The organism is Ensifer sp. MJa1 (genome assembly GCF_037026475.1).
Lineage (GTDB): Bacteria > Pseudomonadota > Alphaproteobacteria > Rhizobiales > Rhizobiaceae > Ensifer.
Window position 1 is genome coordinate 389,871 of record NZ_JAKUMO010000002.1, and the last position, 26,747, is coordinate 416,617.

Annotated in this window: 24 protein-coding genes and 1 riboswitch; of the genes, 14 read left to right on the forward strand and 10 right to left on the reverse strand. The window is 62.9% G+C overall.

Annotation, left to right across the window (positions count from 1 at the left end; translation table 11 throughout):
* Window positions 1-100: 100 nt before the first annotated feature.
* Together MKZ91_RS04530 and MKZ91_RS04535 are read right to left on the reverse strand one after the other, a co-directional pair.
* Window positions 101-616 carry a hypothetical protein gene (locus MKZ91_RS04530; RefSeq protein ID WP_336168388.1) on the reverse strand — a complete coding sequence of 172 codons (516 nt, stop codon included), beginning with the start codon at window positions 614-616 and terminating at the stop codon, window positions 101-103.
* Between the two features lie 14 nt (window positions 617-630).
* Entirely contained in the window at window positions 631-1,449 is an 819-nt protein-coding gene (locus MKZ91_RS04535; RefSeq protein ID WP_336168390.1) for a DUF3100 domain-containing protein, read from the reverse strand.
* A gap of 453 nt (window positions 1,450-1,902) precedes the next feature.
* On the opposite strand from MKZ91_RS04535, the gene MKZ91_RS04540 reads away from it, so the two are divergent.
* From MKZ91_RS04540 to MKZ91_RS04570, 7 genes are all read left to right on the forward strand, one after another.
* Window positions 1,903-2,928: an ABC transporter substrate-binding protein gene (locus MKZ91_RS04540; protein ID WP_336168392.1), complete on the forward strand. Its 1,026-nt coding sequence runs from the start codon at window positions 1,903-1,905 to the stop codon at window positions 2,926-2,928.
* A gap of 165 nt (window positions 2,929-3,093) precedes the next feature.
* Window positions 3,094-4,599 carry a sugar ABC transporter ATP-binding protein gene (locus MKZ91_RS04545; protein ID WP_336168394.1) on the forward strand — a complete coding sequence of 502 codons (1,506 nt, stop codon included), beginning with the start codon at window positions 3,094-3,096 and terminating at the stop codon, window positions 4,597-4,599.
* Window positions 4,599-5,591: an ABC transporter permease gene (locus MKZ91_RS04550; RefSeq protein WP_336168396.1), complete on the forward strand. Its 993-nt coding sequence runs from the start codon at window positions 4,599-4,601 to the stop codon at window positions 5,589-5,591. Before MKZ91_RS04545 ends, MKZ91_RS04550 begins: the two co-directional genes overlap by 1 nt.
* Window positions 5,588-6,544 (forward strand): ABC transporter permease, encoded by a 957-nt coding sequence (locus tag MKZ91_RS04555; RefSeq protein WP_336168398.1) that lies wholly within the window; start codon window positions 5,588-5,590, stop codon window positions 6,542-6,544. Before MKZ91_RS04550 ends, MKZ91_RS04555 begins: the two co-directional genes overlap by 4 nt.
* On the forward strand, window positions 6,541-7,560 hold the full coding sequence (locus MKZ91_RS04560; RefSeq protein ID WP_336168401.1) for a LacI family DNA-binding transcriptional regulator: 1,020 nt from the start codon (window positions 6,541-6,543) through the stop codon (window positions 7,558-7,560). The genes MKZ91_RS04555 and MKZ91_RS04560 overlap by 4 nt, the downstream gene beginning before the upstream one ends.
* Window positions 7,561-7,643: 83 nt before the next feature.
* Window positions 7,644-8,888, forward strand: a complete 1,245-nt coding sequence (locus MKZ91_RS04565; RefSeq protein ID WP_336168403.1) for a Gfo/Idh/MocA family protein — start codon at window positions 7,644-7,646, stop codon at window positions 8,886-8,888.
* Window positions 8,889-9,149: 261 nt separating this feature from the next.
* A complete protein-coding gene (locus MKZ91_RS04570; RefSeq protein ID WP_336168405.1) occupies window positions 9,150-9,986 on the forward strand; it encodes a universal stress protein in 837 nt (278 codons plus the stop codon).
* Window positions 9,987-10,036: 50 nt separating this feature from the next.
* On the opposite strand, the gene MKZ91_RS04575 is transcribed toward MKZ91_RS04570, so the two are convergent.
* Window positions 10,037-10,486: a pyridoxamine 5'-phosphate oxidase family protein gene (locus MKZ91_RS04575; protein WP_336168408.1), complete on the reverse strand. Its 450-nt coding sequence runs from the start codon at window positions 10,484-10,486 to the stop codon at window positions 10,037-10,039.
* A gap of 117 nt (window positions 10,487-10,603) precedes the next feature.
* Here MKZ91_RS04575 and MKZ91_RS04580 point away from each other — a divergent pair, with 117 nt between their 5' ends.
* Window positions 10,604-10,816 (forward strand): hypothetical protein, encoded by a 213-nt coding sequence (locus tag MKZ91_RS04580; RefSeq protein ID WP_336168409.1) that lies wholly within the window; start codon window positions 10,604-10,606, stop codon window positions 10,814-10,816.
* Between the two features lie 11 nt (window positions 10,817-10,827).
* On the opposite strand, the gene MKZ91_RS04585 is transcribed toward MKZ91_RS04580, so the two are convergent.
* A complete protein-coding gene (locus MKZ91_RS04585; RefSeq protein WP_336168410.1) occupies window positions 10,828-11,322 on the reverse strand; it encodes an Lrp/AsnC family transcriptional regulator in 495 nt (164 codons plus the stop codon).
* 161 nt (window positions 11,323-11,483) lie between these two features.
* On the opposite strand from MKZ91_RS04585, the gene MKZ91_RS04590 reads away from it, so the two are divergent.
* The 3 genes from MKZ91_RS04590 to MKZ91_RS04600 are packed head-to-tail and all read left to right on the forward strand — an operon-like array spanning window position 11,484 to window position 15,121.
* Window positions 11,484-12,686 (forward strand): diaminopropionate ammonia-lyase, encoded by a 1,203-nt coding sequence (locus MKZ91_RS04590; protein WP_336168412.1) that lies wholly within the window; start codon window positions 11,484-11,486, stop codon window positions 12,684-12,686.
* A 5-nt stretch (window positions 12,687-12,691) separates the two neighbouring features.
* Entirely contained in the window at window positions 12,692-13,870 is a 1,179-nt protein-coding gene (locus MKZ91_RS04595; protein WP_336168414.1) for a M20 aminoacylase family protein, read from the forward strand.
* Window positions 13,871-13,888: 18 nt separating this feature from the next.
* On the forward strand, window positions 13,889-15,121 hold the full coding sequence (locus tag MKZ91_RS04600; RefSeq protein WP_336168604.1) for a Zn-dependent hydrolase: 1,233 nt from the start codon (window positions 13,889-13,891) through the stop codon (window positions 15,119-15,121).
* Window positions 15,122-15,337: 216 nt separating this feature from the next.
* Here the strand turns inward: MKZ91_RS04600 and MKZ91_RS04605 are convergent, their stop codons facing one another.
* From MKZ91_RS04605 to MKZ91_RS04620, 4 genes are all read right to left on the reverse strand, one after another.
* Window positions 15,338-15,877, reverse strand: a complete 540-nt coding sequence (locus tag MKZ91_RS04605; RefSeq protein ID WP_336168415.1) for a hypothetical protein — start codon at window positions 15,875-15,877, stop codon at window positions 15,338-15,340.
* Window positions 15,878-16,095: 218 nt separating this feature from the next.
* A complete protein-coding gene (gene thiC, locus MKZ91_RS04610; RefSeq protein WP_336168416.1) occupies window positions 16,096-17,916 on the reverse strand; it encodes a phosphomethylpyrimidine synthase ThiC in 1,821 nt (606 codons plus the stop codon).
* Window positions 17,917-18,006: 90 nt separating this feature from the next.
* Window positions 18,007-18,136, reverse strand: a riboswitch (TPP riboswitch).
* Window positions 18,137-18,233: 97 nt separating this feature from the next.
* Window positions 18,234-19,598 carry a sigma-54-dependent transcriptional regulator gene (locus MKZ91_RS04615; protein ID WP_336168417.1) on the reverse strand — a complete coding sequence of 455 codons (1,365 nt, stop codon included), beginning with the start codon at window positions 19,596-19,598 and terminating at the stop codon, window positions 18,234-18,236.
* A gap of 3 nt (window positions 19,599-19,601) precedes the next feature.
* Window positions 19,602-21,470 carry a sensor histidine kinase gene (locus MKZ91_RS04620; protein ID WP_442892199.1) on the reverse strand — a complete coding sequence of 623 codons (1,869 nt, stop codon included), beginning with the start codon at window positions 21,468-21,470 and terminating at the stop codon, window positions 19,602-19,604.
* A gap of 228 nt (window positions 21,471-21,698) precedes the next feature.
* On the opposite strand from MKZ91_RS04620, the gene MKZ91_RS04625 reads away from it, so the two are divergent.
* Entirely contained in the window at window positions 21,699-23,024 is a 1,326-nt protein-coding gene (locus MKZ91_RS04625) for a dicarboxylate/amino acid:cation symporter (RefSeq protein ID WP_336168419.1), read from the forward strand.
* A gap of 177 nt (window positions 23,025-23,201) precedes the next feature.
* Here the strand turns inward: MKZ91_RS04625 and MKZ91_RS04630 are convergent, their stop codons facing one another.
* The gene (locus tag MKZ91_RS04630; RefSeq protein WP_336168420.1) at window positions 23,202-23,921 is read right to left on the reverse strand and encodes a helix-turn-helix transcriptional regulator; all 720 of its coding nucleotides are present in this window, start codon (window positions 23,919-23,921) and stop codon (window positions 23,202-23,204) included.
* A 92-nt stretch (window positions 23,922-24,013) separates the two neighbouring features.
* On the opposite strand from MKZ91_RS04630, the gene MKZ91_RS04635 reads away from it, so the two are divergent.
* Window positions 24,014-24,625, forward strand: coding sequence for a glutathione S-transferase family protein (locus tag MKZ91_RS04635; RefSeq protein ID WP_336168421.1), 612 nt, complete (start codon window positions 24,014-24,016; stop codon window positions 24,623-24,625).
* Between the two features lie 65 nt (window positions 24,626-24,690).
* Here MKZ91_RS04635 and MKZ91_RS04640 read toward each other — a convergent pair whose 3' ends face one another.
* Window positions 24,691-25,173 (reverse strand): hypothetical protein, encoded by a 483-nt coding sequence (locus MKZ91_RS04640; protein WP_336168424.1) that lies wholly within the window; start codon window positions 25,171-25,173, stop codon window positions 24,691-24,693.
* Window positions 25,174-25,718: 545 nt separating this feature from the next.
* On the opposite strand from MKZ91_RS04640, the gene MKZ91_RS04645 reads away from it, so the two are divergent.
* Complete coding sequence (locus MKZ91_RS04645) at window positions 25,719-26,621, forward strand: hypothetical protein (protein ID WP_336168426.1); 903 nt, start codon at window positions 25,719-25,721, stop codon at window positions 26,619-26,621.
* The last annotated feature ends 126 nt before the right edge of the window (window positions 26,622-26,747 follow it).

Genomic DNA, 26,747 nt, shown 5'->3' on the forward strand with positions numbered 1-26,747 from the left:
TGGGGAATGGGCCGGCCGGCGCTTACGCGCCGGCCGAATTGTTTTCGTTTACGCAGTTCCGGACGGAAACCGCTTCACGCTTTTCCTGGAATCGCTCCTGCTACTGGCCAAGGCGCAGGAAGAGATCAGCGACGACGACCGAGCCCATATAGGTGCCGATCATCACGCAGATGGCGACGATGACGATCTTCCAGCCGGAGCGGCGGGCGATCGCGAATTCGCTCGCGGTCAGTGCCAGGCCGCCATAGGCGAGCGCCGGCGTGGCAAGGGCGAGGAAGTTCAGATGCTCGACCTTTTCGCTGACCCAGGCAGCACCGGGCACGCCGGGGATGGTGATCAGGATCGCGATCAGCGAGACCCAGGCGACGCTTGGCAGGTAGAAGGGCACGAAGCGCGCAAGCGCCAGGCCGATGATGCAGGCAACATAGAGCGTCGCCATGCCTGGCAGCGCCGTCAGCGGCGACGTGCCGGTGCCGACCCAGTTGGCGACAAGCCCGATGGCGCAAGCGATCAGAAGCAGGCCGGCATGGCCGACGACATCGAGCTTGCGCTCGTCCTCAGTGGCGAGCGGGAGATCGTCTGCGTAGTTGGCGGAAGTGTTGGTCTGATTAGCCATGATATTTCTCCCGATCAGGCTTGAGCGCGACGCTCGGACGGCCGAGCCTTGTTGTAGAGCCACTCGGTCAAGGGCAGCGCGACGAACATGCCGACGTAGAGGCCGGTGGCGTATGTCAGGATGTTGCTGGCGGCGGCAAGCGCCAGGATGATGTCCTTCTGGTCGGGAACGGCAGCGACGAGACCGCCGGTGCAGGCAGCGAGCATCGAGCCCGAGCCAACGCCGCAGGACATGGCGAGTGCGCGCACGTCGAAGATGCCGAGGCCGTGGATGATCGGCGGCATGATGGCAAAGACGAACGTGCCGATCAGTGTGCCGGTGGCGTAGACGCCCATCGCGCCCGCACCTTCCGGCGAGTTGAGGCCATACTTGTCTGCGATCAGCGCGAGATTCGGCTCGCGGTCGATCGAATAGGTGGCGCCGACGGCCTCGCGGCCCATCTTGAGCAGGAATACCGCGACCGGAAAGGCGACGATGATCGTGCCGAGATTGCCGAGTTCCTGCAGCACCAGCGCCGGGCCGGCCTCGATGATCTTGGAGATCTGCGGGCCGACGGTCGTTCCGAACTTGGCGATGAACGGCATGATGGCGACGGTGATCATCGCGCCGGAAAGCTTGACCGCATCGCGCGTCAGGAACTTGGCGCTGGCCTTGAAAATGGCAGGATTGACGAGGATGCCGAGCGCAAACGCGTAAAGGATCGGCAGGAAGATGACTGTGCCGATGCCGATCGGAAGGCGTTGAATGCCGATCAGCTCGGAGACGATGACGATCGCCAGCACAAGGATGTGCAGATAGAGCGCGCCCGAGGCGGCTCCGGTTTTTCCGGTCATGATGTTCTCCTCTGGTTGGGAGCCAGTTGTTGTTCTTTGCCCAGATTTCACAGTAGGGGGAGAGGGCAAATTGCGGCTAGCCGGCCGGCAAGCAACGAAGTGTTGCAATTTGAGCAACGGCCCGGCCGTCGCTTCGGCGGCCATCGGGACCAGTCCCTAAGCGCCTTCATGTCATGGCTTCATTCCTGCATTTCATCCCAGTTGGCGGCACAACGAATCGTCGCCGCCTCTGCCCTTGCTGTTGCACAGCGGGGAGGGGGGAGCCAAGGGATATTGCGCGTCGCTCGACCGCACGTCCGAGGCGTTTCCTGAAGGATGCCGCCAGTTGTTGCCGGAATGCCCAGTCACCGCCCGGGACCGGAAATCCAAACCCGGCAAAAATCCCTGAAAGCCCCCATTGAAATCGATTACATTTTCTGGCTTCATGGATCCCGCAAGATTTGGGAGGATCTTATGAAGAAATTTATCGCCGCAGCGCTTGGCGCTGTCGCTACCATTGCCATTTCCGCTTCTTTCGCCAATGCCGAGACGTTCAAGATCGGCCTGTCCAACGGCTGGGTTGGCAGCGAGTGGCGCACGCAGATGATCGACGAGGCCAAGGAGGCCGCGGCGAAATGGAAGGAAAAAGGCGTCGACGTCGAGGTCTCGGTCCAGAGCGCCAATGTCGACGTGCCCGGGCAGATTGCGCATGTGCGCAACTTCATCGCCGAGGGTGTGAACGCCATCATCATAAACCCGAACAGCCCGACGGCCTTCGATCCGATCTTCGCCCAGGCGAAGGAGGCCGGCATTCTGGTGATTGCGACCGACGCCGAAGTGTCGTCGCCGGACGCGACCTATGTCGGCATCGACCAGACGGCCTGGGGTGCAGCCGGCGCCAAGTGGCTGGCCGACACGCTCGGCGGCAAGGGTAAGGTTGTGGCGATCAACGGCGTTGCCGGCCATCCGGCCAACGAGATGCGCGTCGCCGGCTACAAGAGCGTCTTCAAGGACTTCCCGGACATCCAGGTGGTCAACGAAGTCAACGCCAACTGGGATCAGGCGCAGGGCCAGCAGGCGATGCAGAACATCCTTGCGACCTATCCTGATATCAACGGCGTCGTCGTGCAGGACGGCATGGCGGCCGGAGCCTGGAAATCGATCATGGATGCCAGCAAGACCGGCCAGATCGCCGCAACTGGCGAAATCCGCAAGGACTTCATCGATCTCTGGATGAAAGACAAGCTGAACTCCGGCGCGACCGTCAATCCGCCGGGCGTCATGGCGAGTGCGCTCAACGTCGCCGTGCTGATGCTTCAGGGCAAGGAACTGAAGGAGCCGGCAACGGCCGGGCAGTACAAGAACGCCATGTACCTGCCGATCCCGTTCATCGACTCGAAGAACCTTGCCGATGCGGCCAAGCAGCTCGACGGCAAGCCGGGCTACTATTCCTACACCAGCGCGCTGTCGATCGACGACGCGACGGCTCTGTTCAAGTAAGCTCTCGTCTGCCGGGCGGCTTGAACAGAGCCGCCCGGCGACCCGCGTCGCCAACCGTTGCCGAGGCGGGGCGCACCGGACATGAAAAATCGCTGCGCCTGAGCTTGCGCCGAGCGCGGTCCGTAAGGTGATGCGGCAAGCAACCAAAATGGTGGACGACAGCCGATGTCGAAACTGAGACTGAACGGCGTGAGCAAGGCTTACGGCGCAACGCTGGCGCTACGCCGCGGCGACCTTGAGATTGCCGCCGGCGAGGTGCATGTGCTGATGGGGTCGAACGGCTCCGGCAAGAGCACGCTCTGCAAGATCATCGCCGGCAGCGTGCGGCCGGATGGCGGCCAGATCCTGATCGACGACAAACCGGTTTCGATATCCGGGCCTCAAGCCGCCCGCGCAGCCGGCATCGGCATCTTCTACCAGGAGCTCAGCCTTGCGAGCCATCGCTCCGTCGAAGAGAACATCTGCCTGTCCGCCCTGCCGGTGAAGGCCGGCCTCTTCATCGACCGGCAGGCCTTGAGGGCGCGGGCGGCGCGCTACATCGCACTTTTTTCCGAAGTGGCAGGCGAAGGTTTCCATGCGGAAGCGCTTGTGGGCAATCTTAGGGCCGACCAGCGTCAACTGGTCGAAATCATGAAGGCGCTCGCCAGCGAAGCGCCGATCATGATCTTCGACGAACCAACCTCGGCGCTTGACCGCGCCCAGGTCGACCGCTTCTTCGAAATCCTGCGCGGGCTCAAAGCCCAGAGGCGCGGCATCATCTTCATCTCGCACCGCATGGACGAAATCACCGCGATCGGCGACCGCGTCACGATCATCCGCGACGGCGAGACGATCGAGACGCTCAAGCTCTCCGAGACCGACCCGGCAACGGTCATCCGGCTGATGGTCGGCGGGTCGAGCGACATGCCGGCGGCGCGTTCTTCCGCGCCGGCGGCAGTCGCAGCCCAGGCGAAGGCGGCCATTTCAGTTAGAAGCCTCGGCGGCAAGGGCTTTCGTGATGTCAGCTTCGACGTGGCGCAGGGCGAAATCCTCGGCCTTGGCGGTCTGCATGGACACGGGCAGTCGGCGCTGCTGAGAGCGATCTTCGGCGCCAGTCCAGTGACATCGGGCGACGTGACGATCGGTGGGGACCGTTACGACGCGAAAAGCCCGCGCGATGCCATCCGCCGTGGCTGCGCCTATGTTTCCGGCGACCGCGGTCGCGACGGCGTCATCAGCGGCCGCCCGATCATCGAAAACGTCACGCCGATCCACTATCTGCGCGATCGGCTGATGATCGCGCGCCCGTCGCGCCTGAGGCAGAAAGTAACGCCGGCGCTCGAGGCGATGCACACCAAATTTGCGAGCCTGTTCCATCCGATCAATTCGCTTTCAGGCGGAAACCAGCAGAAGGTCATCATCGCCCGCTGGCTGATCGACCGTCCCGACGTGCTGCTGCTCGACGATCCGACCAAAGGCATCGACCTTTCGGCCAAGTCCGATCTCTTCGCCCTGATCCGGCAACTTGCCGCCGAAGGCCTCGGCATCCTGCTCTATTCGTCGGAAGACGCCGAACTGCTCGGCAATGCCAACCGGATCCTCGTCTTCAATGGCGGTTCGGTGACGCGTGAACTGACCGGTGACGATCGCACCCGCTACAATCTCTACCAGGCTGCATACGAGGCCGCGTGATGACATCGACCACCACAGACATGCGAGCTTCGGGAGCGGGCGGCCTCCGATCCTGGCTGGAGCGCTATCCCTTCCTGCCCGCGCTCGCCATCGTGATCGCCCTCTTGGTGCTCAACGGCCTCTTCTCGCCCAACAGCTTGAGCTTCCGCTCGATCACGGGCCTCTTCAGCACCTATATGGCGCTGATCATGCTGGCGATCGCCCAGACCTATGTCGTCTCTGCAGGAGACATCGATCTCTCGGCCGGCGCGACGCTGTCGCTGGTCAATGTCGCGATCGTCGTCCTGATGGAGCGGTGGGGCGGAGGGGCAGGCGCGGTGCTGCTCGCGATGGCGCTGGGTATTCTGATCGGCCTTGCCTGCGGTCTGGTCAACGGCGTCGTCGTCGCCGCCCTTCGCCTGCAGGCAATCGTTGCGACCTTCGCCACCAGCATCTTCTTCACCGGCCTGGCGCTCTATGTCATGCCCGTTGCGGGCACGCCGGCACCGGCGCTCTTCTGGCGAACCTATGGCGGCCGCCTCTTCGGCGTACCCTTCGTCTTTTATGTGCTCGCGGCTCTCGCCCTGCTGCTCTTTCTGTTGTCGCGCACGCGGATCGTGACGGAACTGCTGGCGGTTGGTGATGACCAGCAGGCGGCATACCAGACGGGGTTGCCGGTCGTTGCCGTCCGTATCAAGGGCTACCTGTTCTGCGGTCTCTTCTCCGCGCTGGCAGCCTTCTGCCTGACGGGGGATACCGCCAGTGGTGATCCGCTCGTCGGCGGCAAGATGACGCTTTACAGCGTCGCCGCCGTCGTGCTCGGCGGCAGCGCCCTTGCCGGCGGCTGGACGACGGTAGTCGGCTCGCTCTTCGGCGCCTTGACCATCGGCCTTGTCAATTCGCTCGTCTTCTTCATGGGCACGCCGTCGGAATGGCAGAACTTCGTCCAGGGCCTCGCCATCCTCATCGTGTTGATGGCGGGCGTGCTTGCCGGCCGGAGGGCGCGCACATGAGTGTGATTTCCGCTTTCATCAGGCAGCCACTGGTCGTCGCGCTCGTGCTCATCGTGGCGCTGCTCGCCCTCGGCGAAAACCTGTCGCCCGGCTTTGCCTCTGCCGACCAGATCATGCGGTTGCTGATTGTCGCGTCCCTGCTCGGCATCGTCGCGGCGGGCCAGAACGTCGTCATTCTTGGCGGGCGCGAGGGCATCGACCTCTCTGTTGGCGGGGTCGTCTCGCTGTCGGCGATCATCGCCGGCAACGTTATGAACGGGGCCGATAGCGGCATCCTGCCGGCCGTGCTTGCGTGTCTTGCCGCCGGTGCGTTCTTTGGCTTGCTGAATGGCCTCGGAGTCACCCTGCTGCGCATACCGCCGCTGGTGATGACGCTTGGCATGCTCGGCGTGCTGCAGGGCCTGCTTGTCGTGATCCGCCAGGGCATCCCGTCCGGAAGAGCCGCACCAGGGCTCTCCGCCTTCGTTACCCAGCCACTCGTCCTTGGAACGCCCGGCATCATCTGGCTCTGGATTGCGATCGGGCTGTTCATGGCCTTCATGCTCAATCGCACCGTCTTCGGCCATCGCATCTACGCGATCGGCTCGAACGAGCACGCTGCCTATATGGCCGGAGTGCCGGTCCGGCTGATGCGCATTGGTCTCTTTGCAATATCCGGCATGTTCGCCGCGATCGCCGGGCTTTGTCTGCTCGGCTACTCCGGCTCGTCCTTCGCCAATGTCGGCGAGCAGTACATGCTGTCGTCGATCATCGCGGTCGTCTTCGGCGGCACCTCGCTTGCCGGTGGCAAGGGTGGTTACACCGGCACCATGGCGGGTGCGCTGCTGCTCGTCATCCTCCAGGGCATCCTGACGACGGTCAATATCGACGAATCCGGACGCCAGATGGTGTTCGGCGCGACGTTACTTCTTCTGATGTTGTTCTATGGCCGCGGGCGGGCGATGCGGGCATGAGCGAGCGGCCGAAGATCAAGGATATTGCTGAACGCGCCGGCGTCTCTGTCGCGACCGTGTCGCGCGCGCTCAGCGGCTCGAGCCTGGTGACCGACGAGACGCGCAAGCGCATCCACGAGCTTGCGCGCGAACTCAACTATCGGCCGAACGTCAGCGCGCGAAACCTAAGGACCCGCCGGTCGATGTCGGTGCTGCTCGTTGTTCGCGACGTCGGCAATCCGTTCTATCTGGAAATCCTCAAGGGCGTGGAAGCGACCGCCCGCGCGGCGGGCTACGCCGTCCTCATGGGCAACACCGAGAACGATCCCGACCGCGAGGTCGAATATTTCAACATGCTGCGCGACGGTCATGCCGACGGCATGATCCTGATGACAGGCAAGCTGCCGGAACCGCAGCCGGGAGAAAGTGCCGATCTTTCGCACCTGCCTGTCGTCGTGGCGCTGGAGATGATCGAGACGGCCGCGTTTCCGCATGTACAGATCGACAATGCCTCGGCGGCGCGCACCGCGGTCGAGCATCTCATCGCCCTCGGCCACCGCCGCATCGCCCATATCGCCGGTCCCTTGCCTGAGGGGATGGCGGTCCATCGCCGCGACGGCTTCCGGGCCGCGATGACAGCCGCAGGATTGCCGATCCCTGAGGGCTATGAGGTGCGCGGTGATTACCTGCTGGAATCGGGCGAAGCCTGTGTCGAGACGCTCTTCGCCCTGCCGGAGCCACCAACCGCAATCTTTGTCGCCAACGACGAAATGGCCTATGGCGCCATCCATGCGCTGCGGCGGCGTGGCCTTGACGTGCCAGGCGATGTTTCCGTCGTCGGCTTCGACGATCTCTATTTGAGCAAGGCTTTCTATCCGCCGCTGACGACGGTGAGCCAGCCGCGCGCCGATATCGGCCGTACGGCCATGTCCCTGCTGCTCGACATCCTTTCGGACGACGCCACCGCCGCCGTTCCGGCGATCGTTCTGCCCACGGCGCTCAACATTCGCGGCAGCACCGCGCCGCCGAAAAAATGACCTAACCCTATGAAATAACGCAATTCCGAACGGAGAACCATTCAGCTTTCCTGGAGTTGCTTTGGAACAAACGGGAGAAGAGAATGACACAGCTACCCAAGCAGGCCCTGCGCGTGGGTTTCGTTGGATCGGGCTTCATCGCCCATTTCCATCTGAAATCGATGATCGGCGTGCGCAATGTCGAGGTTACCGGTGTCTACAGCCGCAAGCCGGAAAACCGCGAGAAGTTTGCAGGCGAAGTTGAAGCCCTTGGCCTCGGTTCGTGCCGCATGCACGAGAGCCTGGAGGCTCTGCTGACGGCCGATGACGTCGACGCGGTCTGGATCCTTTCTCCGAACTACACCCGCCTCGACGTCATGCGGTCGCTGCACAAGGCGGTCAAGGACGGTCGCAGCAAGGTCTTTGCGGTCGCCTGCGAGAAGCCGCTTGCCCGGACCGTCGCGGAAGCGCGCGAGATGCTGGCGCTTGCTGAAGATGCCGGCCTCAATCACGGCTATCTCGAAAACCAGGTCTTCTGCACGCCGGTGCTGCGCGGCAAGGAGATTATCTGGCGTCGCGCTGCCTCCACCACCGGCCGCCCCTATCTCGCGCGGGCAGCAGAGGAGCATTCCGGCCCGCATGAACCCTGGTTCTGGCAGGGCGACAAGCAGGGCGGCGGCGTGCTGTCCGACATGATGTGCCACAGCGTCGAGGTGGCGCGCTATCTCCTCACGGCACCCGGTGCGCCGCGCAACTCGCTGAAAATCAAGGCGGTGAACGGCACGGTCGCCAACCTCAAATGGACGCGGCCGAACTATGCCGAGCAGTTGCGCAAGCGCTTCGGCAGCGAGGTCGATTACCGCAACCGTCCGTCGGAGGATTTCGCGCGCGCCACGGTGACGCTCGAGGATCAGGACGGCAACGAACTGATGATCGAGGCGACGACCTCCTGGGCCTATGTCGGCGCCGGCTTACGCATTCAGCTGGAACTGCTCGGGCCGGAATATGCGCTTGAGTATAATTCGCTTTCCACGGGGTTGAAGATCTTCATGTCGCGTGAGGTCAAGGGTTCGGAAGGCGAGGACCTCGTCGAGAAGCAGAATGCCGAGCAGGGGTTGATGCCGGTGCTGGAGGACGAGGCCGGGGTCTATGGATACACCGACGAAAACCGCCACATGGTCGAGTGCTTCCGCAAGGGCGAAAAGCCGCTCGAAACCTTCGAGGATGGTCTCGCGGTCGTCGAGATGCTGATGGGGCTTTATCGCTCGGCGGAGATCAACGCGACGCTTCAGTTCCCAGCACCCGAGCTCGAGCATTACGTGCCCGTTGTCGCGCGCCGGAGTGCCTGACCGCGTGCTTCCTCCTTGAGGCTGATCATCGCAAGCAGGGGGCGACGACCGGCTGCCATTTTGCGTCGCGTCCTTCATTGCCGGAACGGTGCGCCCATCCCATCAGTTCTTGCTGCAAAAGATCGTCGTCATGAGAGCGCAGGCCTCTCTTGGAATCATACGCCCATGTCCGTGATCTCAGTTGACGGGGATCAATGCCGACGCGCGGGCTTCTACCTACGCTAATCCAGACCCCAAATCTGGTCGCGAGGAGAAAGCGCGATGACATACAAGACAATTCTCGCCGTCGTTGGCGTCGATCATTCCGTGGAGCATCTGCGTGCCGCCGCACAAGTCTGTGCGTCTGCCAACGCCCATCTCTGCCTGTTGATCGTAAAGCTCGCCGCCGCTCCGCCGATTGGCGACTTTGCCGCCGCCATTTCGATCGATTGGTTGAACGAGCGGCAACGTGATGTCGACAAGCTCGAGTCCTGCGTGGCAAGAGCGACCGACGTTCTTGCCAAGGAAGGCATATCGTTCAGCGTCGAAACGAAATATGCCGAGGCCGCCTGGGCCGATGACGAGATCGGCGAACGTGCCCGCTATGCCGACCTGACGCTGGTTGGCGATGGTCTGATGTTGGATCCGGAACTGCTCTCGCGCACCGTCGATGGGGCCTTGTTCAGCTCGGCTCATCCGGTCCTCATCATTCCCAAGGGCAAGCCCGCGCGGCTTGATCCGAAGACTGTGGTCCTTGCCTGGAACTCCACGCTGGAAGCTGCCCGAGCCGCGCGGGAAGCGCTTGACATGCTGATCGGGGCGGAGATCGTCTACGTCACCATGGTCGACCCTCGTTCCGCCTACGGCCGGAACGGTGAGGAACCGGGTGCCGATATTGCCGGCCATCTCGCCCGGCACGGCGTTTCCGTCACCGTCGAGAGACTGCCAAGTGGCGGACGTCGGGTTGACGACGTGATCAATCGGTTTGCCTCGGATGTGGCGGCCGATCTGATCGTCATGGGCGCCTACGGCCACTCCAGGATGCGCGAACGCGTCTTTGGCGGCGTCACCCGCTCGATGCTTGAAAGCGCTTCGGTTCCCGTTCTCATGGCGCATTGACCGCAAGGCCTGGCACGGCGCGCAGCCATTCGTCTGCGCGCCGACGGCATTCAGTCGGCAGAGGCCGCGCGTCCGGTCATTTCCTCGATCTCGATTTCGAAGAAGAGATGCGGGGATGCGCCGGCTATGGGTTGTTCACCCGGCTTCAGGCCACCCGGCTCCCACCAATTGATGCGCTGTTCGAGCAACGACCAGGCGTTCAGGCGCTCGCGGTGCCATTGCTTTGTGTCCGGTAGCTCCTGGTAGCGGCCGTAGATCAAGACGCTGCGCCAACTCTGACGGTCCGTTGATGTATCGATCTGCACGCACACACATGGATTGGCGCGCATCCAGTCGATCTTCCGCCCGGGCATGGAAAAGCTGTAGAGCCGGTTCGCGGCAAAGGCATACTGGATGGGCACGACATAGGGTTGGCCATCGCTGACACAGCCGAGACGGCCGACATGGTTCTGTGCGACGAGGTCGAGACATTCCTGTCGCGTCATTTCCCTGATCAACATGAGGCTCTCCTTCAAAAAAGGTCATAGCTGCCGTCAGTCTCTGCCGATCAGGGGCAGCGGCATTGATCTCGCTCAAGTTTGGCTGGTGTCCGCCCCACGGTTGCCTCCCGTGACACGATGGCCAACGAAAAATGCCCTCGCGCGGAAATAAACGCAGGCGCGTCTCGCGAATACGAGCTGACGCAAGCCGGACAGCCGGACCTTGTTTCGATCGCCTGCCGGGACGCCTCCCTATGGCAGACGCGGCTTGCCATCATCAGGCCACAAGCCGGCGCCGGCGAACCGCTCGATGCGGATGCGGAGAAGAAGGCGCTTGCCGGCTTGAAGTAGCCAGGGGTTGTTCAGCGCGCGGTCTCGATCGGTACCGTGAGGCTGACCTTGACCGGGTCCATCGTCACGAAGGTCCGGAAGCGCTTGATGTTCGGGTTGCCGAAGAACATGCGGCGGGTGAAGGCTTCATAGTCGGCCATGGTCGGCACGATAACAACAAGCATGAAATCGATGTCACCGGTGACATAGTAGCATTGCTGCACCTCGGGCGCGGCGGTAAAGGCGGCCTTTGCCGCATCGAGCAGGGCGAGCTGCTCGCTCTCGACTTCCACTTCGACGAGGATCGTCAGCGCCTGGTTGACGCTGACCGGATCGATCAGCGCGACGTTGGCGCGAATGACGCCGGTTTCTTCCATGCGCTTGATCCGTCGCTGGACGGCGGGCGCGGAGAGATTGACGGCCTCGCCGATCTGGCGCTGCGGCGTCGTATTGTCCTTCTGCAGGATGGCGAGGATCGCAAGGTCGAAGCGATCGAGGTCGGTCGTCGGCTTTTTAGGAACGGCCATCTGGTGTCTGGGGATCCCTTACGTTCTGGAACGGCAGAGGCGCGGAAGCCGCGCTCTTTCCTTACGGTGCCAGCTTTACAAACTTGCAATTGCACGCATCATTTAGAGCGCATTTCTCGTCCGTAATGAAATAGATTTTCGCTGCTTACGGAGATTGCAACATGTTCCTTGCCAACACTCACGCCGATTTTGGCCAACCTCTGCTGCCTGGCGACGCCGACCTGCTGTCGCTTGCCGCAGCGGAAAGCGTCGAGCGTCAGCTCGCCTTGCGTGCGGATCATCGACCGACGCCGCTGCACAGCCTGCCGGCACTGGCCGGCGAACTCGGTGTTGCCGGCATTTTCGTCAAGGACGAAGGCCATCGCCTCGGGCTTGGCAGCTTCAAGGCGCTCGGTGGTTCCTATGCGGTGATCCGCCTTGTGCTCGAGGAGGCGGGACGGCTGCTTGGGCAAAGCCTCGATATAGCCGATCTCGATCGTCCAGAGGTCCGTGCGATCGCCGAAAAGATGACCTTCGGCTGCGCCACCGACGGCAATCATGGCCGATCGGTCGCCATGGGGGCGCAACTCGTTGGCGCGAGGTCTGTGATCTTCGTTCATTCGGGCGTCAGCCAAAAGCGCATCGACGCGATTGCCCACTATGGCGCCGAGATCGTCCGTGTCGCCGGAACCTACGACGATACGGTGCATGAGGCGGCGCGTGTTTGTGAGGCGAGCGGCTGGACCGTGGTCTCCGATACGTCATGGCCCGGTTACGAATACATTCCCAGTCTGGTCATGCAGGGCTATACCGCGCTCTTGAGCGAAGCGCTGCGCCAGATGGATCGGCCGCCGACCCATGTCTTCGTCCAGGCAGGTGTCGGTGGCATAGCCGCCGCCAGCGCGGGGCATCTGGCGTTGCGCTACGGGAAGGATCGGCCGCGTTTCGTCGTCGTCGATCCGGCGCGGGCCGCCAGCCTCTACGAGACAGCCAAGGCGGGCCATGTCGTCAAGGTCCCCCATGGCGAGCCGACGATCATGGCGATGCTCGAATGCTATGAACCGTCGCTCGTTGCCTGGCGTATCCTGTCGCGCGTTGCCGACGCCTTCATGACGGTCGATGAGGACGATGCCGTGTCGATCATGAACCGCCTGGCGCGGCCGGTCGGCGGTGATCCGGCGATCGTCTCCGGCGAGAGTGGTGGTGTCGGGCTTGCCGGTCTGGTGGTCACTGCCCGTAATCCCGCATGGCGCGAGGCTCTTGGGCTGACCGCCCAGTCGCGTGTCTTTGTCATCAATACCGAGGGCGCGACCGATCCGGAGCGCTATGCCGCGCTGGTTGGCCTGGCGCCAGACGCCGTTGCGAAGACATCGAACGAAAGGTAGGAGCCATGATTGGAGCGAACTTGGGTCGGCTTGTCGAGGACATGACCGCCTGGCGGCGCGACCTGCACGCGCATCCGGAGTTTGGCTTTGAAGAGCAGCGCACCTCCGCCTTCGTTGCAGCGAAGCTTCGCGAATTCGGGCTCGATGAGGTGGTGGAAGATGTCGGCGGCACCGGTGTCGTCGGGCGTTTGAAGCGCGGCAGCGGCAATCGCGCCATAGCGCTACGCGCCGACATGGATGCGCTTCGGATTCCGGAGCAGGGAGATGTGCCCTATCGCTCGACCCGACTCGGCACGATGCATGCTTGCGGCCACGACGGTCATACGGCGATGCTCTTGGGCGCAGCCAGGATGCTGGCCGAGGACGGCGGCTTCGATGGCACCGTTTGCTTCATTTTCCAGCCGGCCGAGGAATGGGGCAAGGGTGCGCAGGCGATGCTTGCCGATGGTCTGATGGAACGCTTCCCTTTCGACGAGATCTACGGTCTTCACAACATGCCGGGGCTACCGGTCGGCCGCTTCGAGACCCGCACCGGCGCAATCATGTCGGCCGAGGACAATTTCGAGATCGTGCTGAAAGGCGTCGGCGGCCATGCGGCGCGGCCACACTCAGGCAATGAGACGCTGGTTGCCGCCTGCGCCACCGTCGTCAATCTGCAGACCATCGTGTCGCGCCGCCTGTCTCCGGCCGACATTTCCGTTGTCTCAGTCACCGAACTCTTAACCGATGGCACCCGCAACGCGCTGCCCGGCCTTGCGCGCATCCTGGGCGACGCCCGCAGTTTCCGTCCGGAGGTCAGCGCCAGGATCGAGGCGGAGATGCGTGTTATCGCCAAGGGCACGGCCGATGCCTATGGCTGCGAGGTCGCGGTGACCTATACGCGCGAATTCGTGCCGTTGATCAACGATCCCGTTCTGACCGGCCATGCCTTCGCTGCCGCCGAAACAGTGTTTGGTGCGGACAATGTCGCGACCGCGGCGGAGCCGATGACGGGTTCAGAAGATTTTGCGCGCTTCCTTGAACACGTGCCGGGGTGCTTTGTCTTCATCGGCAATGGCGAAGGTTCCGCACCGCTGCACAACCCGCGCTATGACTTCAACGACGACGCCCTGATTTTTGGTGCGCGGTTCCATGCGGAAGTTATCAGGCAAAGATTGGCGCCGGCCGATTACGCACAGGCTTGAAACAGGACAATGACATCAATGCAAATCATCAATGCCGACCGTCTCCTCACCCGTATTCGGGACCTCGGCGACATCGGCCGCGATCCGCACGGCCAATTGACGCGGCTCGCCGCGTCCGACAACGACAGGGCGGGGCGGGATTGCCTCCTTGGCTGGCTGAAAGCAGCGGGGCTGGACGTCGTCGTCGACCGCATCGGCAACATCTTCGGCATCTGGCGTGATGAGCACAATGTCGACGCGGCACCGGTCATGCTTGGCTCTCACATCGACACGGTCATCAATGCCGGCGTTTATGACGGCTGCTATGGTGTGCTCGCTGCGCTCGAAGTGATCGAGACGCTGAAGGAGCGCGCGATTGCGGCCAACCGCCCGATCGTCGTTGCCGCCTTCACCAACGAGGAAGGTGTTCGCTACGCGCCCGACATGCTCGGTTCGCTCGTTTATGTCGGCGGTCTCTCGGTCGAAGCGGCGCTGGCGACCGTTGGTACCGACGGCTCGGTGCTTGGCGAGGAGCTTGAACGGATCGGCTATGGCGGTGACGTCGATCCGGGTTTCCGGACACCCCATGCCTATGTCGAACTTCATATCGAGCAGGGCCCGGTGCTGGAGCGCGAAGGCTTTTCGATCGGCGCAGTCGAGAACCTGCAGGGCATTTCCTGGCAGCGCATCACCATCAACGGCGATGCCAACCACGCCGGCACGACGCCGATGGCGATGCGTCGGGATGCAGGGCTCGCTGCCGCCCGCGTCGGCCTGTTTCTGCGCGAGCATATCGCCCGGTCAAATGCGCCAAGCGTGGCGACGATCGGCACAATGCGATACGAACCGGACGCGATCAACGTCATCCCGTCACGCGCCATTTTCACCGTCGACCTGCGCGACCCGGACGAGGGCCGGTTGCAGGCACTGGAGGCGACGCTCTCAGATTTCCTGACGCGTGTCGGTGCAGAAGAGGCGGTCGAGATTTCCGTCGAGCGCCTTGCGCGCTTCCAGCCGGTCGATTTTGACCAGGGCATCGTTGCGGCCATCGAGGCTTCGGCGAATGCGCGTGGCCTGAAGAACCGGCGCATGACCTCAGGCGCCGGCCACGATGCGCAGATGATCGCCCGCATTGCGCCGACGGCGATGATCTTCGTCCCGAGCCGCGACGGCATCAGCCACAATCCGCGTGAGCACACGGAACCGGATGATCTGGTCGCCGGCGCGAATGTGCTGCTGGACGTGGTCGAACGGATGGTTGGTCGTGGCTAGAGAGCCAATTGGGGCGAGAAAATCCAACGGTCTGTATCCGTAGTTCCGCCGGCACACTCCGGCAGGTCGTGGTCGGGATAGACATTTCTCGAATGTAAGCGCCTACACCAATTGAGCTGGTCCTCGCGCATCAGAACCCGTTCCTACGCGCACATCCGGCGTCCGGTTTCGAGGAATAGCGCAGGTCCCCCCTCGTTGCGACGAGGTTGGCTCTCTTCAAGGCTCTCTTTTGGTGTGAACGGTCTTCTGCCGGGCGGAAGGTTCAGGTTGGCTCCGTTCGAAACGCCTTTCCGGCGCCTGGCGGAAAAGGTTCAGGAAATTGTTGCCGCCGTGCCAATCGTCGCCGCTTGGTCCGTAATCCCGTGAGTCGCGCGAGGATGACTGGTGCACACTACGGCTACCGCTGTCGATGACGCCACCTCCGCCGCCTGCGCCGCCACCGCCGGGCACACCGCCTACGCCGCTACCGTCGCCGGTGCCCCAATCGCCGCCACCCCCATCGCCACCGCCCCCATCGCCGCCGCCCTCTGTGCCGTTGCTTCCGCCGCTCCCGACGTTTTCGCCACCCTGGTCGGTGCTATCAGCGCCATTTCCACCATTCCCGCCGCCGCCATCGGCGTCGTCCGCATGGGCCGAGGCAATCCAGGAAAAACCCGCGGCAAAACTGCCGCTGTCATCGAGGCGTGGCAGATCTCCAGCGAGTGCCGCAAGGCCGCCCATCGACAGGGCCGTCAGTCTCAGCCGGCGTGTCCTCAAGGCTTTCTCCCTGTGTAACGGCGTTGTTTCGTCGTCTTACAAGAGTGCCGCAGAAGACGCAGCTTGGCGTGAATGACGGGTTCGGCGGCCGCGACTTTTGCGTGAGCCTTACATATCGTTCAACCGATCAGGGGGCAAGCGATTGCCCAAGGGCAGGCTCCAGCATCCGGCTCGCGGTCGGGAGGGAGTGCGAGTCATCCCTCCCGACGTATTGCGCCTTACCTTGTAGCTTCGACCTCAGCGACCGGCATGTAGAGATCTCCACCCTCGCGGTACTTCGCCGCCATCGCTTCCAAGCCTTCCTTCTGTGCTTCCGCACGAATGTCGTGCGAGATCCGCATCGAGCAGAACTTCGGGCCGCACATCGAGCAAAAATGCGCGACCTTGTGGGCTTCTTTCGGCAGGGTCTCGTCGTGGAAGTTTCGGGCGGTCTCCGGATCGAGCGAGAGGTTGAACTGGTCCTCCCAGCGGAACTCGAAACGGGCGCGCGACAGCGCGTCGTCGCGCACCTGGGCTGCCGGATGACCCTTGGCGAGATCCGCGGCGTGGGCAGCGATCTTGTAGGCGATGACGCCGACCTTGACGTCGTTGCGGTCGGGCAGGCCCAGATGCTCCTTCGGCGTGACATAGCAGAGCATGGCGGTGCCGAACCAGCCGATCATGGCAGCACCGATACCCGAGGTGATGTGGTCGTAGCCCGGCGCAATGTCGGTCGTCAGCGGCCCGAGCGTATAGAACGGCGCCTCGCCACAGGTCTTCAGTTGCTTGTCCATGTTCTCCTTGATCTTGTGCATCGGCACGTGGCCGGGGCCTTCGATCATCACCTGGCAGTCTTTTGCCCAGGCGATCTGGGTGAGTTCGCCAAGCGTCTCCAGTTCGGCGAATTGCGCTGCGTCGTTGGCGTCGGCAATCGAGCCAGGGCGCAGGCCGTCGCCGAGCGAGAACGAGACGTCATAGGCGCGGCAGATGGCGCAGATCTCCTCGAAATGCTCGTAGAGGAAACTCTCGCGGTGGTGATGCAGACACCACTTGGCCATGATCGAGCCGCCGCGCGAGACGATGCCGGTGACGCGGTCGACGGTGAGTGGGATGTAGTGGAGCCGCACGCCGGCATGGATGGTGAAATAATCGACGCCCTGCTCGGCCTGCTCGATCAGCGTGTCACGGTAGACCTCCCAGTTGAGGTCTTCGGCAATGCCGTTGACCTTTTCCAGCGCCTGATAGAGCGGCACGGTACCGATCGGAACCGGCGAGTTGCGGATGATCCATTCGCGGATGTTGTGGATGTTGCGGCCGGTCGACAGGTCCATGACCGTGTCGGCGCCCCAGCGGGTCGCCCAGACCATCTTCTCGACCTCCTCGGCCATCGACGAGGTGACGGCGGAGTTGCCGATATTGGCGTTGATTTTCACCAGGAAGTTCCGGCCGATGATCATCGGTTCGGATTCCGGATGGTTGATATTGGCCGGCAGGATCGCCCGGCCGCTGGCGATTTCCTGGCGGACGAACTCGGGGGTGACATGATCAGGGACATGGGCGCCGAAGCTCTCGCCATCGCGGACCTTCGCGCGCGCCGCATCGCGGCCGAGGTTCTCGCGGATCGCCACGAACTCCATCTCCGGCGTGATGATGCCGGCGCGCGCATAGGCAAGCTGGGTCACGGCCTTGCCGGCGGTCGCCTTCAGTGGTGTGTGCTGGAGCGGAAAGGTCGGCGTCAGTCGGTCGCCGGTCGCAAAGCCGTTGTCCTCCGGCCGCACGATCCGTCCCTCGTAAGTCTCGACGTCGCCGCGGGCGAGGATCCAGTTGCGGCGCAGCCTCGGCAGGCCCGCCTCGATGCTGATCTCGGCATCGTCGGCCGTATAGGCGCCGGAGGAATCATAGACCGTGACCGGCGGCTCGCCGGAGGTCGGGTGCAGTGCGATCTCGCGCATCGGCACGCGGATGTCCGGGTGCAGGACACCAGGCTTGTGGATCTTGCGGGAGGCGGGGAGCGGCCCTTGTGTGACCGAGAGGGCTGCAGGTTTGGTGGCAATATTCATGACGAGGCTCCAAGTTGCGGTTGGAGACCCAGTTCTGATGCCGAGAGGATGAAAGACGCGCCGCCGGACGACCGACTAAGCGGAGTCGTGGCTTCGATATCTGCACCGTCCCTACGCCAGTATGAACTGGATCAGGTTCAACGGGTCACTGCGCCACAGCCGGCAAGCCGACCATCCAGCAGTATCTCAGCCCCTTGGCGGGACCCCCCTGGTGAATGCCCAGAAGATAGCCATCGATCGGCCTGCGTCGTCAAGCGTGAATTCGCTCGTCGATCAAGATGCATCCTATGCGGGAATTTTCGGTCTCTCCGGAAAGCCTAGCGGCCGGACTTTTCCGGTGCGCCGCGTTCGGCGTAATCGGCGCGGTTGATGCCGTGACGCTGAAGCTTGTCGTAGAAGGTCTTGCGTGGAATGCCGAGCGCTTCGATCGTTGCCTTGACGTCGCCGCGCTGAGCGCGAAGCACCTCTTTCAGGATCTCCGCTTCGTAGCGCTCCAACCGCTCTGGCAGCGCGTAACCCGGCTGATCGGTTGCCGCAGCGGTCTGGCCCAGCGAGCCTTCGACACCAAGCGCGACCCGCTCGGCAAAGTGCGAGAGTTCACGCACATTGCCGGGCCAGGCATGAGTCATCAGATGTCGTTGCACCGCCGGCGAGACGACCGGCGCGTCGCGCTTGAAGCGCTCGGTCGCGCGGGTCAGGAAGTGCGAAAACAGCAGCGGGATATCGTCGCGACGCTCGCGCAGTGGCGGGATGGACAAGGTGACGACATTCAACCGAAAATAGAGATCCTCGCGGAAGTCTCCGCGTTGGACCGGGTCGCCGAGGTCGATCTTGGCGGCGGCAATGACGCGGATATCGACGGGGCGCACCTGGTTGGTGCCGAGCGGCGTGATCTCGCGAGCTTCCAGAACCCGCAGCATCTTGACCTGGGTGGCCGGCGGCATCGCTTCGATTTCGTCAAGAAACAGCGTGCCGCCGCTTGCATGCTCTATCCGTCCCACGCGCTTTTTCAACGCGCCGGTGAACGCGCCCGCTTCGTGGCCGAAGAGTTCGCTCTCGATCACCGTCTCCGGAAGTGCCCCGCAATTCAGCGCCACGAAGTTGCCGTCGCGGCGACGGCTCCAATTGTGCAGCAGCGTGGCCACCACTTCCTTGCCGCTGCCGGTCTCACCGGCGACGAGCACGTCGACATCGGTATCGGCGATATGTTTGATCGTTTGGCGCAGGCGGTCCATCACCGGCGTCTGGCCGATCAGCGGCAGGCTGTCGCCGGCGGTCTCGGCTGCCCGCTTCAAGGCGCGGTTTTCCATGACGAGCCGGCGCTTTTCGAGCGCGCGGTGCACGCTCTGCACCAGCCTGTCGGCCGCAAAGGGTTTGGGAATGAAGTCGTAGACGCCGTCCTGCAAGGCTTGCACTGCCATCGGGATGTCTCCGTGGCCAGTCACCAGGATCACGGGCAGGTCCTTGTCGAAAGTCGCGACACGGCGAAAAAGTTGCAGCCCGTCAATGCCGGGCATGCGGATATCGCTGACAACGATGCCGTCGAAATCGGCATCAAGCGTCTCAAGCGCCTCGGCGGCGCTCGCATGGGCCGTAACGCTCAAGCCCGCAAGCTCGAGCGTCTGCTTCATCGCCTTGCGCAGATCATTGTCGTCGTCGATGAGATACACGGACGGCTGCATCGTTCAGGCCTTTTTCAGGCGTACCGTGAAGACGGTGCCCTTGTCGCTGGTTTCAACGAAGATCTCACCGCCATAGTCGGCGACGATCTCCTTGGAGATGGCAAGGCCGAGGCCCAGCCCCTCGTCCTTGGAAGTGTTGAAGGGGGTGAAGAGATCTTCGAGGATCTCCGGGCGGATGCCGGGGCCATTGTCTGCGACGACGAGCAAGAGCCTGTCGTCGGGGCCGTGTTCGCAGTGCACGCGGATCTCGGCGTCGGCGCGTTCGCCCAGCGCTTCGAGTGCGTTCTGCAACAGATTGATCAGCACCTGTTCCAGCCGGATGCGGTTGCCGAAGACGCTGAGGCCATTTTCGGGAAGGTCGATGATGATGGCGTCCATTCGGCCGGCAAAGCGGCTGCGCAAAAGCATCAGGGCGCCCTCGATCACTTCGCGCATGGGGGTCGGTTCGGCGACAAAGCGGCCCTTGCGGGCGAAGCCGCGCAATTCGTCGGTGATGGTGCCGACCCGATCGGTCAGCTCGGCGATGCTCACGAGGTTTTCGACCGCCGTTTGCTGCTGGCCGCGGTCAAGGAAGGTGCGGGCATTGTCGGCATAGGCGCGGATCGTGGCGACCGGTTGGTTGATTTCATGGGCGACGCCGGCTGCAACCTGGCCGAGGATCGCCAGCCGGTTCGCCTGGACAAGCTCCTGTTGTACGGCCTGCAGCTTCTCGCCGGTGCGCCGGTGATCGGCAATTTCCGTTTCCAGGTGGTCGCGGGCGAGGCTGAGGTCACGCGTGCGTTCCGTCACGCGGCGCTCCAGTTCGTCGCGGGCGGCGCGATCTCTTGCCGTCGTCTGGGCCAGCGTCTGGCGTCGGCGCAAGAGAAGGGCCGCAAGGGCGAGCAGCGGCACCAGGGCCGCCATTGCCAGCAGCCGTGCTTCGCGTGCCGCCGCAGCGATCGCGCCATCGAGCGGCGCCAACTGTTCCAGCCGCCAGCTTGTCGTCGGAACCATGGTTTCGACACGAAGGTAGTGCCGCTCACTGTCGCCCGGCAGCAGTGCGCGCAATTCGCTGGACCCGTCGGTGGTCGGCTCGATGTCGCGGAAAGGCAATGGCAGCAGTGAGGCATCGCCGAACTGCAGGCTGTCGCGGATGGCGGCAACGCGATCGCGCGGGATGGTTCTGGTCGTCATGAATCGCCAGGACGGGAAGCTGGTGATCAAGACGATGCCGCGCCGGTCGGTCACATAGACGGGCTTTCCGGATGCCAGCCATTCCGCCTCGACGTCGTCGAATTCGAGTTTGGCGACGACGACGCCGATCGGACCGTCGGGGCCCTGAACCCGCCGTGAAATGTAGAGGCCCGGCCGCTTGCTCACCGTACCCATGGCGAAGTGCTCGGCCTTGCCGTCGCGCATCGCCATGCGGAAATATTCGCGGAAGGCATAGTCGTTGCCGACGAAGCTCGTCGGCTCGCGCCAGTTGCTGGCGGCAACGGCAACGCCGTCGGGGCCGATAACGTAGATCACGGCTGCATCGGTATTGGTCGCGAGCGCCTGGAGTTTCTCGTTCAATCGCTGCAGCGCATGGCCGTTGCGGCTCGAAAGCGCGTCCTTGACCTCGACATCGTCGGCAAGCACCAGCGGCGTTGCACGCTGGCGCTCCAGCACGGCCCGCAACAGCGAAGCTTTCAGGTTGGCGTCGATCCGGCTCTGGGCGTCGACCGTTTCGAGCGCTCGGTTGCGGCCATATGCGCCGGCAGCCAGAAGTCCGGCGACGATCAGGGCGAGCGCGAGGCCGGCGAAGATCAACCATGTGCGGCGCATGGATCTGTCGAGATCAGCCAGATTGAAGGCGGTGGAAGCGGCATTGGACATGGCGGGATTGTGCATTTTTCCGCTCACGGTTCCAGATGTCTTGTGCGGAAATCCGCTCAAATTTTCGTGCGCGCGATCGCAGTTCAAGAAAATATCTTCATGAAGTCAATTGGTTGCGACGTCGATACGAGAACTGGCACGGCCGTTGCAAATGACATCCTCATGACAGCCCGAGCTGTCGCGCATCGGAAATTGACCCGGGAGGCCCGGCATGACGCCGGACTGGGTCCAGTGGAGGATCTCATGATTATCGACCAATCCGCGGAACCGCGCGGCAAGACACCTTTCTATGGTCATCTCTATGTCCAGGTTCTGGCCGCAATCGCAGCCGGCATCCTGCTCGGCCATTTCTATCCCTCGCTCGGTACGGAGCTGAAGCCGCTTGGCGACGCCTTCATCCGCCTCGTCAAGATGATCATCGCCCCGGTCATCTTCCTGACGGTCGCGACCGGTATCGCCGGCATGACCGATCTTGCCAAGGTCGGTCGCGTCGCCGGCAAGGCGATGATCTACTTCCTGACCTTTTCGACGCTTGCGCTCGTCATCGGCCTGATCGTCGCCAATGTCGTGCAGCCGGGCGCCGGCATGCACATCGATCCCGCTTCGCTCGACGTCAAGGCGGTGACGACCTATGCAGAAAAGGCACATGAGCAGACGATCACCGGCTTCCTGATGAACATCATCCCGACGACACTCGTCGGTGCGTTCGCGGACGGCGACATCCTGCAGGTGCTGTTCATCTCCGTGCTCTTCGGTCTCGCGCTCGCCATGGTCGGCAAGAAGGCCGAGCCGGTCGTCGACTTCCTGCACGCGCTGACGCTGCCGGTGTTCAAGCTTGTCAGCATCCTGATGAAGGCCGCCCCGATCGGTGCCTTCGGCGCCATGGCTTTCACCATCGGCAAGTACGGTGTTGGCTCGATCGCGAACCTTGCCATGCTGATCGGCACCTTCTACATCACCTCGTTCCTGTTCGTGTTTATCGTTCTCGGCGCGGTCGCTCGCTACAACGGCTTCTCGATCGTGGCGCTCATTCGCTACATCAAGGAAGAACTGCTTTTGGTCCTCGGCACCTCCTCGTCGGAGGCAGCCCTCCCGGGCCTGATGAGCAAGATGGAAAAGGCCGGCTGCAAGCGCTCGGTCGTCGGCCTCGTCATCCCGACCGGCTATTCCTTCAACCTCGACGGCACCAACATCTACATGACGCTGGCCGCCCTCTTCATCGCCCAGGCGATGGACATTCCGCTGTCGCTCGGCGACCAGGTCTTGTTGCTGCTCGTTGCCATGCTGAGCTCCAAGGGCGCTGCCGGCATTACCGGCGCCGGCTTCATCACGCTGGCCGCAACGCTCTCGGTCGTGCCGGCCGTCCCGGTCGCTGGCATGGCGCTGATCCTCGGCATCGACCGTTTCATGTCGGAATGCCGCGCGCTTACCAACTTCGTCGGCAATGCGGTCGCAACCATCGTCGTGGCCAAGTGGGAAGGCGAGCTGGACGAAGCGCAGATGGCAGCCGTGCTTGGCGGGCGCACGCCGGAAGCCCTGCCTGAGCCTGCGTTGCAGCCGGCCGAATAAAGTTGCCTCCCAGGGCATGACTGCCCTGGAGCATCCCGCATTCAAATCCTTGAAAGCGGACAAGATGCTCCAGAATCAAGGTGCTAGAGCGCCCTTTGCGCGTTCATAGGAACGCGCGGCGCTCTACGGCGGTCCAGACGCGGCTCGTGGCAACACGGGCCGCGTCGTCGTTTGGGCCTATTGACCGCTCAACGTCATCTTCGATGTGTCAGGTGCGCCAGCGTTCAAAAAGGCGATGAACTCCCGGAGCATCGGCACGCGGCGAGGGCGGAAGCTCTCCTCCGTCATTCTGACATCGACGATGCGATCGACACGGAACTTGCGATAGTCCTCCCTGAGGTAGCACCAGGCGAGAAGTACCAGCACCCGCTCCAGATAGACGATGGCAAGCGGCAGCACCTTGCGATCGGTTCGCTGCCTTTCAGCATCCACATAGCCGATGACGACGGCGCGTTCCTGCCAGGAGGCCTCGCGCAGCAGAGAGACATCGATCGGTGGCGGCTCTCTTTTGTCGAAGCGATAGACCTGCGAAACCGCATGAAGCGCCTGGCGTTGCAACCGATCGGGCAGTGTCGCCGTTATCTTGGAAAGTACAGCGCCGGCCGCTGCTGCCAGTTCCGGCTCGCCCATGTGCTGCACCTCGGCAAGACCGAGCACCAAGGCCTCGATCTCGAGCCGCGTGAAAGTCTGCGGCGGCAGCGCGATGTCTTCGGTCAGCCGATAGCCGAAGCCGCGCTCGCCGTCGATAACGGCGCCAGCGGCGCGCAGGCTGTCGATGTCGCGATAGAGCGATCGCAACGATACGCCGGTCTCCTCGGCAAGGCGGGCAGCCGTGACCGGGGAGGGGAGAGTACGGAGCGCCTGGAGCAGGCGGAAGAGACGAGCGCTACGAGCCATGACTTGAAGAGTAACTGAAACCTACTGACGAAAACTGGCAGTTGTGCGACTGTATAAGACCCATATCCGCAAACGCAACCGAGGACCTGACCATGCTGACGCTCTTTCACTCCCCGCGCTCGCGCTCATCGCGCATCATGACGTTGCTTCGCGAACTCGACGCCATCGACGAGGTGGAGATCGAGATCGTCGACATCACACGCGGCGACGGCAGTGGCCGCAAGGATCCGAGGAACCCCCACCCGGAAGGCAAGGTGCCTCTGCTCGTCCATGACGGCGTCGTGCTTTGGGAAAGCATTGCCATCATCCAGTACCTGACTGATCTCTTCCCGGAAAAGAAGCTGGCGCCATCTGCCGGCGACCCGCAGCGCGGCCGCTACCTGAGCTGGCTTGCGTGGTACGCCGGTGTCGTCGAGCCGGTGCTCATCATGCAGGCCGCGGGGCTTTCGCATCCCTATCTGGATTTTACCTTCCGCGGTCCGGGGGAAATGGCGGAGCGGCTCGAAAAGGCGCTGACGGATAGCCCTTATCTGATGGGCGAGCACTACTCGGCCGTCGATCTGCTGTTGCACTCGCCCTTTGCCTGGTATCCCGCCGCGACGCCGGACAGCGCCGTCATCAAGGCCTGGGTCGAGCGCTGCGGCAAGCGCCCGTCGCTACAGTGGACGGCCGATTTTGATGCTCGCACGGCGGCAGCGGCCTGAAGAAAAGGGGGGGGTGCGGCGCTGTTCACGGCGCCGGGCTCGCCCCTTGCGCAGACGCGGGCTGACTATTTTCGCTTGAGGTTGATCTCGCTCGTGACGATCCTCCTGCCCGAAGCGGGGTCGACGTCCAGTGTCGTCAGCCGCATGCCATTGGCGCCGACCTTGCGCAGGATCAGGTCGGCGCTGCGGTCGCCGTTGACCTCCTTTGCCCAGCGGATGGTGAGATTGATCGCATCGCCGCGCCGGCTGCCGTTGAGACCTGCGCGCCCGCCGCGAGGTCCGAGATAGGAGCCGCTATAGGTCGAGCCGCTGTAGCGCAATTGCGCGTCGATGCTGCGCGAGATCAGCAGCATTCCCCGGCAGACGCCCTCCATCGACAGGGCAAGGCCGTTGGCCTCAGAACTGAAGTTGCAGGATATGTTGATCGGCGACATGTTGGTGCGAATGCGGACCGTCCCGGCCCCCGCCCAGCTTCCGCCCAGAGATTTCAGGAATGCCCCCTCATCCGCCCGCGCGCTGCCGGCGGGTATCGCTGCTAGTAAAGTCATCAACAACCATCGCCACATGTCGTGGGCCTCCCATCTCTGGTTGGATGCCAAGCAACCCATCGTCGCACAGGAGCGTCAACGTGTCATGCGGGTCGAAGTTCCCGCATTCGTGCCTGCCTCCGCCTCCGCCTCCGTCTTCGCCGTCGAATGAGTCCGGACTGGCCAGGCTGCCCGGCGTCAAGGAGCTCAATTTTAGATGGAGTATGGTGTTGTTGCCATTGGCCCGCGTGCAGTGCCCGCTGCCTCTTGCCGTTTGCGCGTTAACTTTGACTTCGAAAATAAACGCTGAATCTATGGTGCATGCTGGTAAGAGGCGGTAAAGATTTTGTTAATAGGAAAGTATTTCCATCTGTAATAAGAGAGCCTCAGAAGAAACTATTGTGCGCCGGATCGCGCGGGATCCAGATTATGTTCGACGTCACATATTTGTTGCTTTTCGCTCCAAGCGTGTCTTCCCCAGCCTGTACAGATGTCCATGAGAACGGTTGTTTCCTCCGAAATGGCGTTAAGCTCCGTGCCGTTTCGGTGCCGTCGGGTACCTGCCCGTGACGGCTCGACTTGAAATTGTGCCCCAGGCTGACTTCGAAGCGCACCCGGCGTCTGCCGGGATTGTCGGTAACCCGCTCTTTGCGGAGGCGCTGCGTCAGGCGGCCCTGCATATGGTTGCAATGCACGACGTCAATCCGCGCATCGTGCGATACACCGCCAGCATGAGAAAATGGCTGCTGACTCAGGCCATTCTGACGCTGCATTACGAGCACCTGACCGACCCGACGCGGGCTGGGCTGACGGCCGCCAAGCTGGTCGATTTCATCGTCGCCAGCAACGTCGCCAGCAAGAACACCGCGATCGCCCATCTGGCCGAAATGCGTAACTATCGGCTGCTGGTCGACGCCAAGCAATTCGGCGACAAACGAACCAGGCCTCTCGTCGTGGCCGACACCGCCGAGCAACTCATCCGGCAATGGTTCGAGGGGCACCTCGTGTCGCTCGACGCCCTTGATCAGGGAAAGCGGCTGATGCGGTCGAAGCACGAACCGACTTTGATGTACTACGCCCTTCCACGTGCAACGCGCCGCCTTCTCGCTGATCCCGCCTGGTGTGATCCGCCCGAAAGCATTGCAACCCTCGTCTGGGCGGAGTCGGGCAGCAACATCCTGCACGACCTGGTCGCCCGCTTGCCGCGCGGCGTGCTTTGCGGAGAGCGGATTTCGGTGGGCCCGCTGCGGCTCAGCGACATCACCAACCGATACATCATTTCACGCAGTCATGCCCAAAGGATCTTCGCAAGGGCGCGCGAACTTGGAATCCTTGGCTGGGAAGGGGGAGGCAGCCGCGGTCCTCTGTGGATCTCGCGCTGCCTGATCGACGACTACCGCCACTGGCAGGCCGTCAAATTCCAGGCTCTCGACGAAGCCTTCTCCTGGGCGATGACGCGGGCAAGGTAGCGTGGCCAACCCGCAAACATCCTTGCGGATCAGTTAACGCCATTGATCGGTTTTTAATGGTCGGATTGCCGAAATTTTTTCCAAGTATATACGGTCATTGATTAATTTGCGACGCATATAACTTGC